Source organism: Neomegalonema perideroedes DSM 15528, assembly GCF_000374145.1.
Taxonomy (GTDB): domain Bacteria; phylum Pseudomonadota; class Alphaproteobacteria; order Rhodobacterales; family Rhodobacteraceae; genus Neomegalonema; species Neomegalonema perideroedes.
Window position 1 is genome coordinate 368,384 of the sequence record NZ_KB893653.1, and the last position, 12,569, is coordinate 380,952.

The window sequence follows — 12,569 nt, forward strand, 5'->3', positions numbered from 1 at the left end:
CGCCGGTTCTCCTCGCGAGCCTGCGCCGCCTGAACCTCCAGAATCGAACGGAGCCTGCGCGAGATTCGTCAGGCTCTGTTCGAAAATGCGCCTTGGCTCGCGCTCCGGTTCGTCGTCTAAAGAAGAAAAGACGCGATGGAGGAGCGCCCATGATCGATTTCACTCTCAGCGAAGAGCAAGCCGCCATCCGCGAGATGGCCGAAGCCTTCGCCCTCGCGGAGATCGCCCCCAAGGCCCTCGAATGGGACGCGGAGAAGCATTTCCCTCTCGACGTGCTGGCGGCGGCGGGCGAACTCGGCCTCGGCGCGATCTACACCCGCGACGACGTGGGCGGGACGGGCCTCGGGCGCATGGAGGCCGCGCTCATCTTCGAGGCGCTCGCCAAGGGCTGCCCGACGCTGGCGGCCTATGTCTCGATCCATAATATGTGCTGCTGGATGATCGACGCCTATGGCTCCGAGGCTCAGCGCGCCGAATGGTGCCCGAGGCTCGCGACCATGCAGGAGCTGGGGAGCTATTGCCTCACCGAGCCCGGCGCCGGATCCGACGCGGCGGCGCTCTCGACCAAGGCCGTCCGCGAGGGCGACGAATATGTCCTGACCGGCCAGAAGCAATTCATCTCCGGGGCGGGAGCCTCGGCGGTTTATGTGGTCATGGCCCGCACCGGAGAGCCGGGACCGAAGGGAATCAGCGCCTTCCTCGTGCCCAAAGACGCGCCCGGCCTGAGCTTCGGCGCCAATGAGAAGAAAATGGGCTGGAACGCCCAGCCCACCCGCAGCGTGAATTTCGACAAGGCCCGCATCCCCGCCGCCAATCTGCTCGGTCAGGAGGGGCGGGGCTTCAACATCGCCATGGCGGGACTCAACGGCGGGCGGATCAACATCGCGGCCTGTTCGCTCGGCGGGGCGCAAAGGGCGCTGGATCTGACCATCCCTTACTTGCGCGACCGCAAGGCTTTCGGCGGGCCTCTGCTGGATCTGCCGACGATCCGTTTCGAGCTGGCCGACATGGCCACCGAGATCGAAGCCTCGCGGATGATGCTCTGGCGCGCGGCCACGGCGCTCGACGCCAAGACGCCCGACGCGCCCAAGCTCTGCGCCATGGCCAAGCGCTTCATCACCGATTCCTGTTTCAGGGTGGCGGATTCCGCGCTCCAGATGCATGGCGGCTACGGCTATCTCTCGGAATATGGGATCGAGAAGATCCTGCGCGATCTGAGGGTGCATCGCATCCTCGAAGGCTCCAACGAGATCATGCGTCTGGTCGTTTCGCGGGCGCTCGTCGAAGAAGTTTGAGGGGGAGGAGTAAGGATATGGCGAAAATCGCCTTCGTGGGTCTGGGCAATATGGGCGCGCCCATGGCCGCCAATCTGGTCAAGGCCGGACATCGGGTCATCGGCTATGACGCGACCGAGGCCGCGCGTCAGGCGGCGGTCACGCGGGGCCTGACGGTCGCGGGGACTCTCGCCGAGGCCCTGCGCGAGGCCGAGGCCGTGGTGACCATGCTGCCCAACGGCGCCATCGTGCGCAAGGTCTGGGCCGAGATCGCGCAGAATCTCGGGGTGGGGACGCTGGCCATCGACAGCTCCACCATCGACGTGGACAGCGCCGTGGCCGTGCATGAGCTGCTCGCCGCGCGCGGCGCCCTGACCCTCGACGCGCCGGTTTCGGGCGGCGTCGGCGGCGCCGAGGCCGGGACGCTCACCTTCATGGTCGGCGGCTCCGAGGCGGCTCTGGAGAAGGGCCGCGCCATTCTGGAGCCCATGGCCGGGCGCATCGTGCCTTGCGGCGGCGCGGGCGCGGGTCAGGCGGCGAAGATCTGCAACAACATGGCGCTCGGCATTTCGATGATCGCCGCTTGCGAGGCCTTCGCCCTCGGCGAGAAGCTCGGGCTGACCCATCAGGCGCTCTTCGACGTGTTGTCCACCTCTTCGGGACAATCCTGGTCGGTGAACAGCTATTGTCCGGTGCCCGGCCCGGTGCCAAACTCGCCCGCCAATCGCGATTATAAGCCCGGATTCGCCGCGGCGCTGATGCTGAAAGATCTGAAGTTGTCTCAGGAGGCGGCGCTCGCGCGCGGCGTCCAGACGCCGCTCGGCGCCGAGGCCGCCCAGCTTTACGGCATTTTCGAGAAGCTCGGCCATGGCGGTCAGGATTTCTCGGGGATCATCAATTTCCTGCGGGGGAAGCTCTGAACCATGGCCTATGAGACCTTGCTCGTCGAGCGGATCGACCGCGTGACGCTGATCACGCTGAATCGTCCCAAGGCGCTGAACGCGCTGAATCTTCAGGTGGCGACCGAACTCGTCGCCGCCGCGACCGAAGCCGAGAAAGACCCCGGCGTGGGCTGCCTCGTGGTGACGGGCTCCGAAAAGGCCTTCGCCGCCGGCGCCGACATCAAGGAGATGCAGGCCCAGAGCTACGCCGAGATGCATATCTCGGACTGGTTCGCCATCTGGGAGGAGTTCACGCGCCTGCGCAAGCCGACCATCGCGGCGGTCGCGGGCTATGCTCTGGGCGGCGGCTGCGAAGTCGCGATGATGTGCGATTTCATCATCGCCGCCGAAAACGCCAAATTCGGCCAGCCTGAGATCAAGCTCGGGGTGATCCCCGGCATGGGCGGCAGCCAGCGTCTGACGCGTCTGGTGGGGCAGGCCAAGGCCATGGATCTCTGTCTGACCGGCCGCATGATGGACGCCGCCGAAGCCGAACGCGCGGGACTCGTCGCCCGGGTCGTGCCGACGGAGAAGCTCCGCGAGGAGGCCCTCGCCGCCGCGAAGACCATAGCCGAGATGCCTCTGACCGCCGCGCTCTCCGCCAAGGACGTCGTGCGCCGCGCGCAGGAGATCCCGCTTTCCGAGGGCGTGCGCTATGAGCGCCGCGTCTTCCATGCGCTCTTCGCCACCGCCGACCAGAAAGAGGGCATGGCCGCCTTCGTCGAGAAGCGTCCGGCGAATTTCACCCATCGCTGAGGCGCCGGGCCGCAGCGCGGCGCGAGCGGGAATCTCGGAGCGCCCTCCGGCCGGGTCAGGTCGTTCGGGCGCTCTAGAAGATCCGTCCGCCTCCGTCGCGCAGCGTCCTCTGAAGGGCTTCGAGGAGAGAAGGCGCGAAGAGGGCGCAGCCCGAAAGCATGGCGAAGCCCCAGAGCCTCGCCTGTCCGCCGAATCCCCGCAGCAGGCTGCGGATCAGAAGGATCAGCAACGCCACGCCGAGCGCCGTCACGACGATCAGGCCGACGTCTCCGGGGCCGGAGAGGAAGTTTCGGGCGGCCTCGGCGGGCGAATCCCAGAGCAGATCCTTCGCGGAGGCCGCGAAACGGTTCAATCCCGAAGATCCCTCCGCCAAAGCCTCAAGAGGCTGTCGCCAGATCAGGAACAGGGGCCAAAGGCAAAGGGGGATGAAGATTTTCCAGCTCATGACGCCGCAGTCTGAGCCGAAATCCTGAAGGATTCATCGACGGCCTGAGGCGCTCGAACGAAAATCCGCCGCCCCCGCCCCCCGCCGTCGCCGCCGTCACTCCGGCGCGGCCTGAGGCTGAAAGCGCGGGAGATTCTCCTCCACCCATTCGGCCAGCCGCCGCAGCTTCTCCGCCGCTTCGTGGCCGAGGGGCGTCAGCGTATATTCCACGCGCGGCGGAACCTCCGGCCATGAGCGCCGGGTGAGCAGGCCGTCCGCCTCCAGCTCGCGCAGAGTCTGAGCGAGCATCCTTTCGCTGACCCCCTGAAGCTTGCGCCGCAAATCGCTGTAGCGGCGCGGACCCTCCAGCAGCGCGCGGAGCGTCAGCAGGCCCCATCGGCTGCTCAGATGTTTGAGAACCTGACGCGAGGAGCAGGCGGCGGCGAAAAGATCGCCGCGCTCGTCAAGAGCGGCTTCGGAATCCATCCTCAAAACTTCCCGAAATGTGCGTGCTTCCGAAAAGGAAGCGGCTAACTTATATAAAGCTCCAGACGACGCGGAGCAACCCGCATCCACAGGAGCCCCTCATGAACGTCTCCCCCAAAACCACCATCGCCGTCACTGGCGCCTCCGGCCAGCTCGGCCGCCTGATTCTGAAGGATCTGCGCAAGGCCGCCCCCGAAGCCGAAGTGATCGGCCTGCTGCGCGATCCCGGCAAGGCCCTCGACCTCGCGGCGCTGGGCGTCGTCCTGCGCAAGGCCGATTACGAGGATCCCGCCAGCCTGAACGAGGCTCTGCGCGGCGTGGACCGGCTGGTGCTGGTCTCCTCCAACGAGATCGGCAAGCGCTTCGCCCAGCACCGGAACGTCATCGAGGCCGCCAAGGCGGCGGGCGTCCGGCTCGTCGTCTACACCAGCCTTCTGCACGCGCCGGACTCCGGCCTGAGCCTCGCGCCGGAGCATGTCCAGACCGAGGAGGCGCTGAAGGCCTCGGGCCTGTCCTATGTGATCCTGCGCAACGGCTGGTACACCGAGAATTACTCCGACGCGATCCGTCAGGCGTCGCAAACCGGCGAATTCGCCGGCGCGGCGGGCGAAGGCCGCATCGCTTCGGCCGCGCGGGCCGATTACGCGCTGGCGGCGGCTCAGGCTGTGCTCGGCGCGGCCAAGCCGGGCGAGACGCTCGAACTCGCCGGAGACCGCGCCTGGACGCTCGGCGACCTCGCGGTGGAGATCGCCCGCTTCACGGGCGGCCCCGTGGTCTACAAGAATCTGTCCGTGCCCAAATACGCCGCCCTGCTGAAGGCCTTCGGCCTGCCCGAGGCCGTGGCCGACATGCTCGCGGGCTGGGAGGGCGAGATCGTCAAGGGCGCGCTCGACGGACAAGGCGAGACTCTGCGCCGCCTGACGGGCCGCCCCTCCACGCCGCTCTCCGAGACGGTGGCCCAGCTCCTCAAAGCTTGAGCCGGGGACCGTTGACGAAGCCCATGAACTCCGCGCGGAGCGCCTGATCCGCGCGGAATTCGCCGCGCAGCTGGGTGGTGATCATGCCCACGCCGTGTTTGCGCACCCCGCGGGTGGTCATGCAGTGATGCTCGGCCTCAATGGCCACGGCCACCCCGCGCGGCTGAAGCGCTTCTTCAAGGCAATCGGCGATCTGCGCGGTGAGCTTCTCCTGCACCTGAAGCCGCTTCGTAAAAGCCTCGACCACCCGCGCCAGCTTCGAGATGCCGACCACTCTGCCGCCCGAGGGCAGATAGGCCACATGCGCCCGCCCCACGATGGGCGCGAGGTGATGCTCGCAGAGGCTTTCAAAGCGGATGTCGCGCAGGAGGACGATCTCGCCGTAATCCTCGACCTCGCCGAAGCTGCGCTTGAGATGCCGCGCCGGATCCTCGCCATAGCCGCCGCACCATTCGAGATAGGCTTTCGCCACCCGGGCCGGAGTCTCGCGCAGACCCTCGCGGGCGGGATCCTCGCCGACCCAGCGCAGAAGCGTGCGCACGGCCTCCTCGGCCTCCTCCCGAGAGGGGCGGGCTTGCAGATCGGGTTTGGGATTCATGGCGGAGGGCTCTCCGAAAGAAGGGGTCGCGAGCGCTCTTGTACCTCCGGAAGGGCGCGGGGCAAACCGATTCAGCTTCCGTCGGCGGAAGGTTTCCGTCTTGCGCGCCGGGCCGTCGCGCCCGCATGATGCGGGCCTCGGATTCCTGGGGGCGCCTTCATGCATATGCTGCTCGTGATCTTCGCCGGACTTTTGCTGCTGAGCGTCTTCGGGCTCTTCGGCTGGCTGTGGGGCCATGATCTCGCGGGAGTCGCCAAGGGGGCGCGGCTCTTCATGCCGGTCTGGGTTCTGGTCGCGCTGGTCAACATGTGGGTGGGCGTGACCAAGGCGGGCTACACCGTCGCGCAGGAGGCGCCGATTCTGCTGATCGTGGCGGGGGCGCCGCTGGTCGCCGCCGCGCTGGCGGTCTGGAAGCTGGCCTGATCCGGAGCGCTCTCCAAGCGAGGCCGATCAGGCTTCGCGTCGCGAAAGCGCGATCAGATCAAAGCTTTAGGGCGCGGGCGCCGTCGCCGCGACGAGGCGGCGGATCACCGCCTGAGCCTCGGGCGAACTCCAGTCGGCGTCTCCGGTGAGCCGCGCGACCTCGCGGCCTTCGCGGTCGAGCAGCACCGAGACCGGCAGGCCCAGAACCGCGAACTCCTTCGCCAGAGTCGAGCGCGGATCCAGATAGACGGGCAAATCCTTCACGCCGATCTCCGCGAAGAAGGCGCGGGATTTCTCGGCGCCGCCGCGCTCGATGTTCAGCGGCGCGATGTGGAAGTCCGGGCCGCCCAGCTCGCGCTGAAGCGCGTCGAGAGCGGGCATTTCGGCGCGGCAGGGCGCGCACCAGGTCGCCCAGAAATTCAGCAGAGTCACCCGGCCCCGGAAATCGGTCAGATCCATCGGGGCGTCCGTCTCCGAGGCGAAGCCCTTCTCCCAGAAAGGCCGCGTTTCGGGATGGACGATCAGCCGCGCCATGGGCCCGGCGGCGAGGGCGCGCAACTCCGTGCGGGCCGTCTCGTCGAGGCCGCGCCACTTCGCCGGAACGACGAGAGCAGGGGCGGGCGCGGCGGCGGGAGTCGCGGCGGCGGAGGCCGTGGAGGGGGCGCTCGCGGCGCTCTGGGCGGCGGGAGCCGCGCCGTCCTCGCCGCAGCCCGCGAGCAGCGTCGCCGCTAAAGCCAGAAAGCCGAAAGGCTTCGCGCTGATGAATCCGATCATGGTGAAAACTCCCTGCCTTCCGCCGCTCGGCCTGATATAGACGCCGGAGTCTGACCTCCCAAGCGCCGGAACGCCGCATCATGACCGCTGATTCTTCGAATTCCCCCAAAGCCTCCGCCGCGTCCTCCGCCATCTCCAAGACCTCCAACGAGATGTGGGGCGGGCGCTTCGCCGAGCGTCCCGACGCCGTGATGGAGGCCATCAACGCCTCCATCGACGTCGATAAACGCATGGCGGAGCAAGATGTTGCGGGATCCAAAGCCCATGCGCGCATGTTGGCGGCGCAAGGCGTGATCTCCGCCGCCGACGCCGAGGCTCTGGTCTCCGGGCTGGAGCAGGTGATCACGGAAATAAGATCGGGCGCCTTTCCCTTCTCGCGCGCTCTTGAAGACATCCACATGAACGTCGAGGCGCGGCTGAAGGAGATCGTCGGCGAGCCGGCCGGGCGTCTGCACACCGCACGCTCGCGCAACGATCAGGTGGCCGTCGATTTCCGCCTCTGGGTCCGCGACGAGATCGACCGCACGGATCGCGCTCTGGCCGATCTTCAGCGCGCTTTTCTGGCTCAGGCCGAGGCCGGGGCGGATCTGGTCATGCCGGGCTTCACCCATCTGCAAAGCGCTCAGCCGGTGACTTGGGGCCATCATATGATGGCCTATGTCGAGATGATCGCCCGCGACCGCGGCCGCTTCCGCGACGCCCGCGCGCGGCTCAACGAATCGCCTTTGGGCGCGGCGGCTCTGGCGGGGACCAGCTTCCCCATCGACCGCCACGCCACCGCCTCGGCGCTCGGCTTCGACCGCCCGACGGCCAATTCTCTGGATTCGGTCTCGGACCGCGATTTCGCGCTGGAGTTCCTCGCGGCGGCCTCGATCTGCGCCATGCATCTGAGCCGCCTCGCCGAAGAGATCGTCATCTGGTCTTCGGCGCAATTCCGCTTCGTGCGCCTGAGCGATAAATTCTCGACCGGCAGCAGCATCATGCCGCAGAAGCGCAATCCCGACGCCGCCGAGCTCGTGCGCGCCAAGACGGGCCGCGTGACCGGCGCCTTCGTCGGGCTCTCCACGGTGATGAAGGGCCTCGCGCTGACCTATTCCAAGGACATGCAGGAAGATAAGGAGCAGACCTTCCTCGCCGCCGACGCGCTGGATCTCGCCATAGGCGCGACGCTCGGCATGGTCCGCGACATGGCTCCCAACGCCGAAGTCCTGAGCAAGGCGGCGGGGGCGGGCTACGCCACGGCCACCGATCTGGCGGATTGGCTGGTGCGGCGGCTGGGCCTGCCCTTCCGCACGGCGCATCACGTCACCGGAACGCTGGTCAAGGCGGCGGAGGTCAAGGGAATCGGGCTGGAGGAGCTTTCGCTCGCGGAGATGCAGGCCGTCGAGCCGCGCATCGAGGCCGAGGTCTATGAAGTGCTCGGCGTGGAGAATTCGGTGCGCTCGCGCGTCTCTTACGGCGGCACGGCGCCGGATCAGGTCCGGGCCCAGATCGCCCGCTGGAAAGGGCTCCTCGCATGAGGGCGGCGGTTTTGGCTCTGATGGCCGCGCTCGCTTTGGCGGGCTGCGGCCGCAAGGGGGCTCTGGTCCGCCAAGGCCCGCCGCCTCCGGCTGCGGCGGTCGAGCCGATCAAGCCGACGGTGGTCGATCCCGAGCGCCGCGAAGACTGGACGCTCGAAGAAGAGGGTTCATGAAAAAAGCCGGAGCGGTTTTCGCCGCTCCGGCTTTCTGATGTCGAACCGCCGCCGAAGGGCCGCTTATTCCTCGTCGGCTTTGCCGCGATGGCGGCCGAGGCCGATGCGCTTGGCCAATTCCTGACGCTTCAGCGCGTAATTCGGCGCGACCATCGGATAATCGGCGGGCAGGCCCCAGCGCGCGCGGTAATCGTCGGGGGTCATGTTATAGGCGGTCTTCAGATGCCGCTTGAGCATCTTCAGCTTTTTGCCGTCTTCGAGGCAGATGATGTAATCCGGCGTGACCGATTTCTTGACCGGCACGGCGGGCTTCAGTTCTTCCTGGATCTCTTCGACGAGGACGACGCTCTCTTCGCCGAGATTCGCCAGAGTATGGAAGACGCTCTGAATCAAGGTCGGAAGATCCGCAATAGGCACGGAGTTGTTGGCGACGTGAGCGGCGACGATCTCCGCAGTGAGCTCCAGAGTTTCGGAGCGGCTCAAGGCGGCTTCGGTCATGCATGCACCCAAATGAATCGTGGTTTAAAAACGAAAAAACGAATGATCTTCGCGTGATCGCGAGATGCTGCATCCTAAGATTTAAGGATGAATATTACTGGCAGAAATTCTTGTTGCGAACAAGCAATAAAATCCGGCGTTCATCGGAATTTATTGCTCATAGGGCGTGCGTAAGGTTTGGGATCAGGCGAAGAGATGGAGATTCAGCAAAAATATCTTTGCGTCCATTCGCCCGTCCGGGCGCTGAAAATACGCCTTTCGGAGGGCGATTTCTTGAAATCCTAAAGATTGATAAAGTCCTAATGCGGAAATATTGTCCGCCGCGACTTCTAAGCGCAAAAGTTGCGCGCTTTCTTCGCGCAAATCGTCGCAGCCGAGCCTGAGGATTCCGCGCGCCGCGCCGCGCCGTCGCGCGGCGGGGGCCGTCGCGAGGGTGAGGATCTCGGCTTCGTCCAGCACGAGGTCGCAGAGCAGAAAGGCGCAGGGCGCGCCTTCGGCCTCCGAGGCGACCCAAAGGCGGGCGCTCGGACGGGCGCAAAGCTCCAGAAGTTCGGCGGCGCTCCAGCCGCGCGCGCCTTCCTCGGCGAAGGCGGCGGCGTGGATCTCCGCCAGAGCCGCCGCAAGGGGCGGCTCAAGCCTGAGGATGCGCTCAGACCGCATCTGCGGGAGACGGGGCGGGAATCTGGGCGGGAATCTTGGCGTCTGGCGGGCGCAGATAAAGCGGCGAGGGCGGGGCGGCCTCTCCGGCGGCGGCGCGGCGCAGGGCGATGCGCGCCAGAGCCTCCGGCTTCACGGCGTCGAAGCTCGCGCAGAGGCGGCGGGCGCGGGCGGCGGCCTCAGGCGCGGCCTCCAGCCAGAGCGCGGCGCCGGAGCCGGTCAGAGCGAAATCTCCCTCCGGCGCGGCTTGAGCGGCCTGCGTCAGCGGGATTTCGCGGGCTTCGTCCAAAGGCGCGCCGGCTTGGAAGGCTTGCGCGTAAAGCGCGTCCCTTTTGGCGTCGAGCGCGACGAGCAGCGGTCCCGCCTCTCCGGCGCCTTCGGCCAGAGCCTCCAGCACGGAGATTCCCAGAGCCCGCGCGCCCGTCGCCAGAGCCAGCCCCCGCGCGAAGGCCGGGCCGATCCGCGCCCCGACGAAGCTGCCGGGGCCGGTGGTGGTCGCGATCAGCGCGAGTTCCTGCGGCTTGCGGCCCGCCTCGGCGAAGATCTCCGCCACGAGGGGCGCGAGGCCCTCGCCCGCGCGGTCCTCGTCCAGACGGCGCGCGGCGAGCGGCGCTTCTCCTTCGAAAAGCGCCGCCGAGACTCCGGAGGAGGCCGCGTCCAAGGCGAGGATCAGGCTCAAATCGGCCGGACCTCCAGCACGTCGGGGATGTAATGGCGGAGCAGATTCTCGATGCCCATCTTGAGCGTCATGGTCGAGGAGGGGCAGCCCGCGCAGGAGCCCTTCATATGCAGATAGACCACGCCTTTCTCAAAGCCGTGGAAGGTGATGTCTCCGCCGTCCTGAGCCACCGCCGGACGCACGCGGCTGTCGAGAAGCTCTTTGATCTGGGCGATGGTCTCGGAATCGGGGCCGTCTTCGGCGCCTTCCCGATGGCCGTCGCCATGGCTCTGACCGGAGCCCTCGCGCAGAGTCGGGACGCCGGAGGTGAAATGGTCCATGATCGCGCCGAGAACGGCGGGCTTCACATGGGCCCATTCGAGATCGTCGCTTTTGGCCACGGTGATGAAGTCGGGGCCGAAGAAGGCGGCGGTCACGCCCTCGATCTCGAAGAGCCGCTCGGCCAGAGGCGAACGCCGCGCGGAGGCGGCGTCGGGGAAGTCGGCGGAGCCCTCCGGCAGGACTTCGCGGCCCGGCAGAAACTTCAGCGTGGCCGGATTAGGCGTGGATTCGGTCTGGATGAACATGGGGGTCTCCCGACGCCGCGCGGCGACGAAGCGTTACTTTGGAACAATTCCAATTTAAAATAAGCCTCCGGGGGCGGAAAGCAAGCGGCTCAGGCTTTGCGCCGCAGAGCCGCCTTCACCTCGGCGAGAGAGCCCGCCCCTAAAGCCATGAGCGCCAAGCCGTAGGCCGCCATCGCGCCCAGCACGATCCCCGCCAATCCGAGATAGCGCAGCGAAGAGCCCGCCAGCTCCGGCATGAGCGTCCGATCCGCGATCAGGACCAGCGCGGCCATGATCAGCGCCGCCAGCAGAAAGCGCGGAGCGCGCTTCCTGAGCCGGGCGTCGATCACGCGGGCGGGGTCATGGGCCGCCCCGCGCCAGAGCAGCCAGAGATTCGCCCAAGCCGCGACCGAAGTCGCCAGAGGAATCGCGCGCCAGTCCCAGAGCCAGACGCCGCCCAGAGCCAGAATCGTGTTCACGGCCATGCCCCAGAGCGCATAGCGCAGGGGGGTCTTGGAATCCTCGCGGGCGTAATAGATCGGGGCCACGGCCTTGAGCAGCACGAAGGCGGGCACGCCCAGAGCGTAAAGCGCCACCGCTTGGGCCGTGGCTTGGGTGTCGGAGGGGCCGAAGCCGCCGCGCTCGAACATCACCGAGATCAGCGTCCCCGGAATCGCCAGCAAAGCCGCCGCCGCAGGCAGAGCCCCCAATAAACCGAACTCCATGGCGCGGTTGAGGGCCTCTTGCGCGCCTTTGGCGTCTTCGGCGGCGGCGCGTCGGGAGAGCTCGGGCAAAAGCGCCGCCCCGATGGCCGCCCCCACCAGACCCAGCGGCAATTGATAGAGCCGATCCGCGTAAGAAAGCCAGGAGACCGCTCCGGCGAAGAAGCTGGCGATGCTGGTGCCGATGACGATGTTGATCTGCGTCGCGCCGCCCGAGACCGCCGCGGGCAGAGCGAAGCGCGCCATGCCCTTCATTTCGGGCGTCAGGCGCGGCCGCCTCAGCTCAAGGCTCATGCCGAGCTTTCCGGCCGCCCGCCAGACGATCCAGAGCTGGCCGAATCCCGCCAGCAGCGAGGAGATCGCCAGAGATTGCGCCATGGGCCAGCCGAAGCGCGCCGCAAGCACCATCCCGAGGATCATGAAGAGGTTGAGCAGGATCGGCGCCGCCGCCGTGATCGCGAAGCGCCCCAAGGCGTTGAGCATCGCGGAATAGAGCGCCGTCAGCGAGATCAGCGCCAGATAGGGGAACATGATCCGCGCCAGCAGAATGGCGAGGTCGCGTTTTTCAGGATCTTCGCCGAAGCCCGCCGCGATCACATAGACCAGAACCGGCATGAAGATCAGCGCGACCAGCGTGACGCCGACCAGAACCGAGCCCAGAACGGCCTGAGCCTGAGCGCCGAAATCACGGGCCTTTTCGGGGCCTTCGCGCTCCAGAGCCTTGGCGAACATCGGCATGAAGGCTGTGGTGAAGGCGCCTTCCGCGAAGATCCGCCGGAACATGTTCGGCAGCCGGAAGGCCGCGAAGAAGGCGTCCGAGGCGGGGCCCGCGCCTAAATAACGCGCGATCATCACGTCGCGCGCGAGGCCCGCGACGCGGCTCAGCAGGGTGACGCCGCCAAAGGCGGCCATGGCTCTTCCGAGGCTCAAAGGGGGCTCCCGCGCAAACCGTCGCATCGAGCGTTTTCCAGCGAGGCCGACAAGGCCGCGCGTCGCGAAAACGCGACAGAATCAAGACCCGGAGCGGTCTCCGAATCCGGCAGGATCGGAAAAAGCTCCGGGCCGGCGCATGGGCTTACAGCGGAAAGCCCTGAAAAGCCACTGGGCGGAGGAATGGGCGGG

Annotated in this window: 16 protein-coding genes; 7 read left to right on the top strand and 9 right to left on the bottom strand. The window is 67.1% G+C overall.

Features of this window, described 5'->3' with window-relative positions; genetic code table 11:
• Positions 1-149: 149 nt before the first annotated feature.
• From B161_RS0101790 to B161_RS0101800, 3 genes are read left to right on the top strand one after another with little or no spacing between them, the layout of a single operon-like run.
• A complete protein-coding gene (locus tag B161_RS0101790) occupies positions 150-1,295 on the top strand; it encodes an acyl-CoA dehydrogenase family protein (RefSeq protein ID WP_018631638.1) in 1,146 nt (381 codons plus the stop codon).
• Entirely contained in the window at positions 1,292-2,194 is a 903-nt protein-coding gene (gene mmsB, locus B161_RS0101795) for a 3-hydroxyisobutyrate dehydrogenase (RefSeq protein ID WP_240471573.1), read from the top strand. The genes B161_RS0101790 and mmsB overlap by 4 nt, the downstream gene beginning before the upstream one ends.
• 3 nt (positions 2,195-2,197) lie before the next feature.
• Positions 2,198-2,971, top strand: a complete 774-nt coding sequence (locus B161_RS0101800) for an enoyl-CoA hydratase (protein WP_018631640.1) — start codon at positions 2,198-2,200, stop codon at positions 2,969-2,971.
• A 73-nt stretch (positions 2,972-3,044) separates the two neighbouring features.
• Here the strand turns inward: B161_RS0101800 and B161_RS0101805 are convergent, their stop codons facing one another.
• A complete protein-coding gene (locus B161_RS0101805) occupies positions 3,045-3,416 on the bottom strand; it encodes a hypothetical protein (protein ID WP_018631641.1) in 372 nt (123 codons plus the stop codon).
• Between the two features lie 96 nt (positions 3,417-3,512).
• A complete protein-coding gene (locus B161_RS0101810; protein ID WP_018631642.1) occupies positions 3,513-3,881 on the bottom strand; it encodes a winged helix-turn-helix transcriptional regulator in 369 nt (122 codons plus the stop codon).
• A 101-nt stretch (positions 3,882-3,982) separates the two neighbouring features.
• Between B161_RS0101810 and B161_RS0101815 the strand changes: the two genes are divergently transcribed.
• Entirely contained in the window at positions 3,983-4,858 is an 876-nt protein-coding gene (locus tag B161_RS0101815) for an SDR family oxidoreductase (protein ID WP_018631643.1), read from the top strand.
• On the opposite strand, the gene folE is transcribed toward B161_RS0101815, so the two are convergent.
• Complete coding sequence (gene folE / locus B161_RS0101820; protein WP_018631644.1) at positions 4,848-5,456, bottom strand: GTP cyclohydrolase I FolE; 609 nt, start codon at positions 5,454-5,456, stop codon at positions 4,848-4,850. The genes B161_RS0101815 and folE overlap by 11 nt on opposite strands.
• Positions 5,457-5,615: 159 nt before the next feature.
• Here folE and B161_RS0101825 point away from each other — a divergent pair, with 159 nt between their 5' ends.
• Positions 5,616-5,879: a hypothetical protein gene (locus tag B161_RS0101825; protein WP_018631645.1), complete on the top strand. Its 264-nt coding sequence runs from the start codon at positions 5,616-5,618 to the stop codon at positions 5,877-5,879.
• Between the two features lie 66 nt (positions 5,880-5,945).
• On the opposite strand, the gene B161_RS18445 is transcribed toward B161_RS0101825, so the two are convergent.
• Positions 5,946-6,653, bottom strand: coding sequence for a TlpA family protein disulfide reductase (locus tag B161_RS18445; protein ID WP_018631646.1), 708 nt, complete (start codon positions 6,651-6,653; stop codon positions 5,946-5,948).
• An 80-nt stretch (positions 6,654-6,733) separates the two neighbouring features.
• Here B161_RS18445 and argH point away from each other — a divergent pair, with 80 nt between their 5' ends.
• Together argH and lptM are read left to right on the top strand one after the other, a co-directional pair.
• Positions 6,734-8,173, top strand: coding sequence for an argininosuccinate lyase (gene argH / locus B161_RS0101835; protein WP_018631647.1), 1,440 nt, complete (start codon positions 6,734-6,736; stop codon positions 8,171-8,173).
• A complete protein-coding gene (lptM, locus tag B161_RS19475) occupies positions 8,170-8,346 on the top strand; it encodes an LPS translocon maturation chaperone LptM (protein WP_018631648.1) in 177 nt (58 codons plus the stop codon). Before argH ends, lptM begins: the two co-directional genes overlap by 4 nt.
• Before the next feature lie 63 nt (positions 8,347-8,409).
• Here lptM and B161_RS0101845 read toward each other — a convergent pair whose 3' ends face one another.
• The 5 genes from B161_RS0101845 to murJ all read right to left on the bottom strand — a co-directional run bounded on the left by B161_RS0101845 (position 8,410) and on the right by murJ (position 12,377).
• Entirely contained in the window at positions 8,410-8,844 is a 435-nt protein-coding gene (locus B161_RS0101845; protein ID WP_018631649.1) for a MucR family transcriptional regulator, read from the bottom strand.
• Between the two features lie 183 nt (positions 8,845-9,027).
• Positions 9,028-9,504 carry a GNAT family N-acetyltransferase gene (locus B161_RS0101850; protein ID WP_018631650.1) on the bottom strand — a complete coding sequence of 159 codons (477 nt, stop codon included), beginning with the start codon at positions 9,502-9,504 and terminating at the stop codon, positions 9,028-9,030.
• Positions 9,494-10,180, bottom strand: coding sequence for a tRNA (adenosine(37)-N6)-threonylcarbamoyltransferase complex dimerization subunit type 1 TsaB (gene tsaB, locus B161_RS0101855; RefSeq protein ID WP_018631651.1), 687 nt, complete (start codon positions 10,178-10,180; stop codon positions 9,494-9,496). The genes B161_RS0101850 and tsaB overlap by 11 nt, the downstream gene beginning before the upstream one ends.
• On the bottom strand, positions 10,177-10,746 hold the full coding sequence (locus B161_RS0101860) for a NifU family protein (protein ID WP_018631652.1): 570 nt from the start codon (positions 10,744-10,746) through the stop codon (positions 10,177-10,179). Before B161_RS0101860 ends, tsaB begins: the two co-directional genes overlap by 4 nt.
• A gap of 89 nt (positions 10,747-10,835) precedes the next feature.
• On the bottom strand, positions 10,836-12,377 hold the full coding sequence (gene murJ / locus B161_RS0101865; protein WP_240471574.1) for a murein biosynthesis integral membrane protein MurJ: 1,542 nt from the start codon (positions 12,375-12,377) through the stop codon (positions 10,836-10,838).
• Between the last annotated feature and the right edge of the window lie 192 nt (positions 12,378-12,569).

Coding starts and splice junctions, on each gene's coding strand:
- B161_RS0101790 (WP_018631638.1), top strand. CDS start 150: ATGATCGATTTCACTCTCAGCGAAGAGCAAGCCGCCATCCGCGAGATG.
- B161_RS0101815 (WP_018631643.1), top strand. CDS start 3,983: ATGAACGTCTCCCCCAAAACCACCATCGCCGTCACTGGCGCCTCCGGC.
- B161_RS18445 (WP_018631646.1), bottom strand. CDS start 6,653: ATGATCGGATTCATCAGCGCGAAGCCTTTCGGCTTTCTGGCTTTAGCG.
- B161_RS0101850 (WP_018631650.1), bottom strand. CDS start 9,504: ATGCGGTCTGAGCGCATCCTCAGGCTTGAGCCGCCCCTTGCGGCGGCT.
- argH (WP_018631647.1), top strand. CDS start 6,734: ATGACCGCTGATTCTTCGAATTCCCCCAAAGCCTCCGCCGCGTCCTCC.
- folE (WP_018631644.1), bottom strand. CDS start 5,456: ATGAATCCCAAACCCGATCTGCAAGCCCGCCCCTCTCGGGAGGAGGCC.
- lptM (WP_018631648.1), top strand. CDS start 8,170: ATGAGGGCGGCGGTTTTGGCTCTGATGGCCGCGCTCGCTTTGGCGGGC.
- B161_RS0101810 (WP_018631642.1), bottom strand. CDS start 3,881: ATGGATTCCGAAGCCGCTCTTGACGAGCGCGGCGATCTTTTCGCCGCC.
- B161_RS0101860 (WP_018631652.1), bottom strand. CDS start 10,746: ATGTTCATCCAGACCGAATCCACGCCTAATCCGGCCACGCTGAAGTTT.
- B161_RS0101825 (WP_018631645.1), top strand. CDS start 5,616: ATGCATATGCTGCTCGTGATCTTCGCCGGACTTTTGCTGCTGAGCGTC.
- B161_RS0101845 (WP_018631649.1), bottom strand. CDS start 8,844: ATGACCGAAGCCGCCTTGAGCCGCTCCGAAACTCTGGAGCTCACTGCG.
- B161_RS0101800 (WP_018631640.1), top strand. CDS start 2,198: ATGGCCTATGAGACCTTGCTCGTCGAGCGGATCGACCGCGTGACGCTG.
- B161_RS0101805 (WP_018631641.1), bottom strand. CDS start 3,416: ATGAGCTGGAAAATCTTCATCCCCCTTTGCCTTTGGCCCCTGTTCCTG.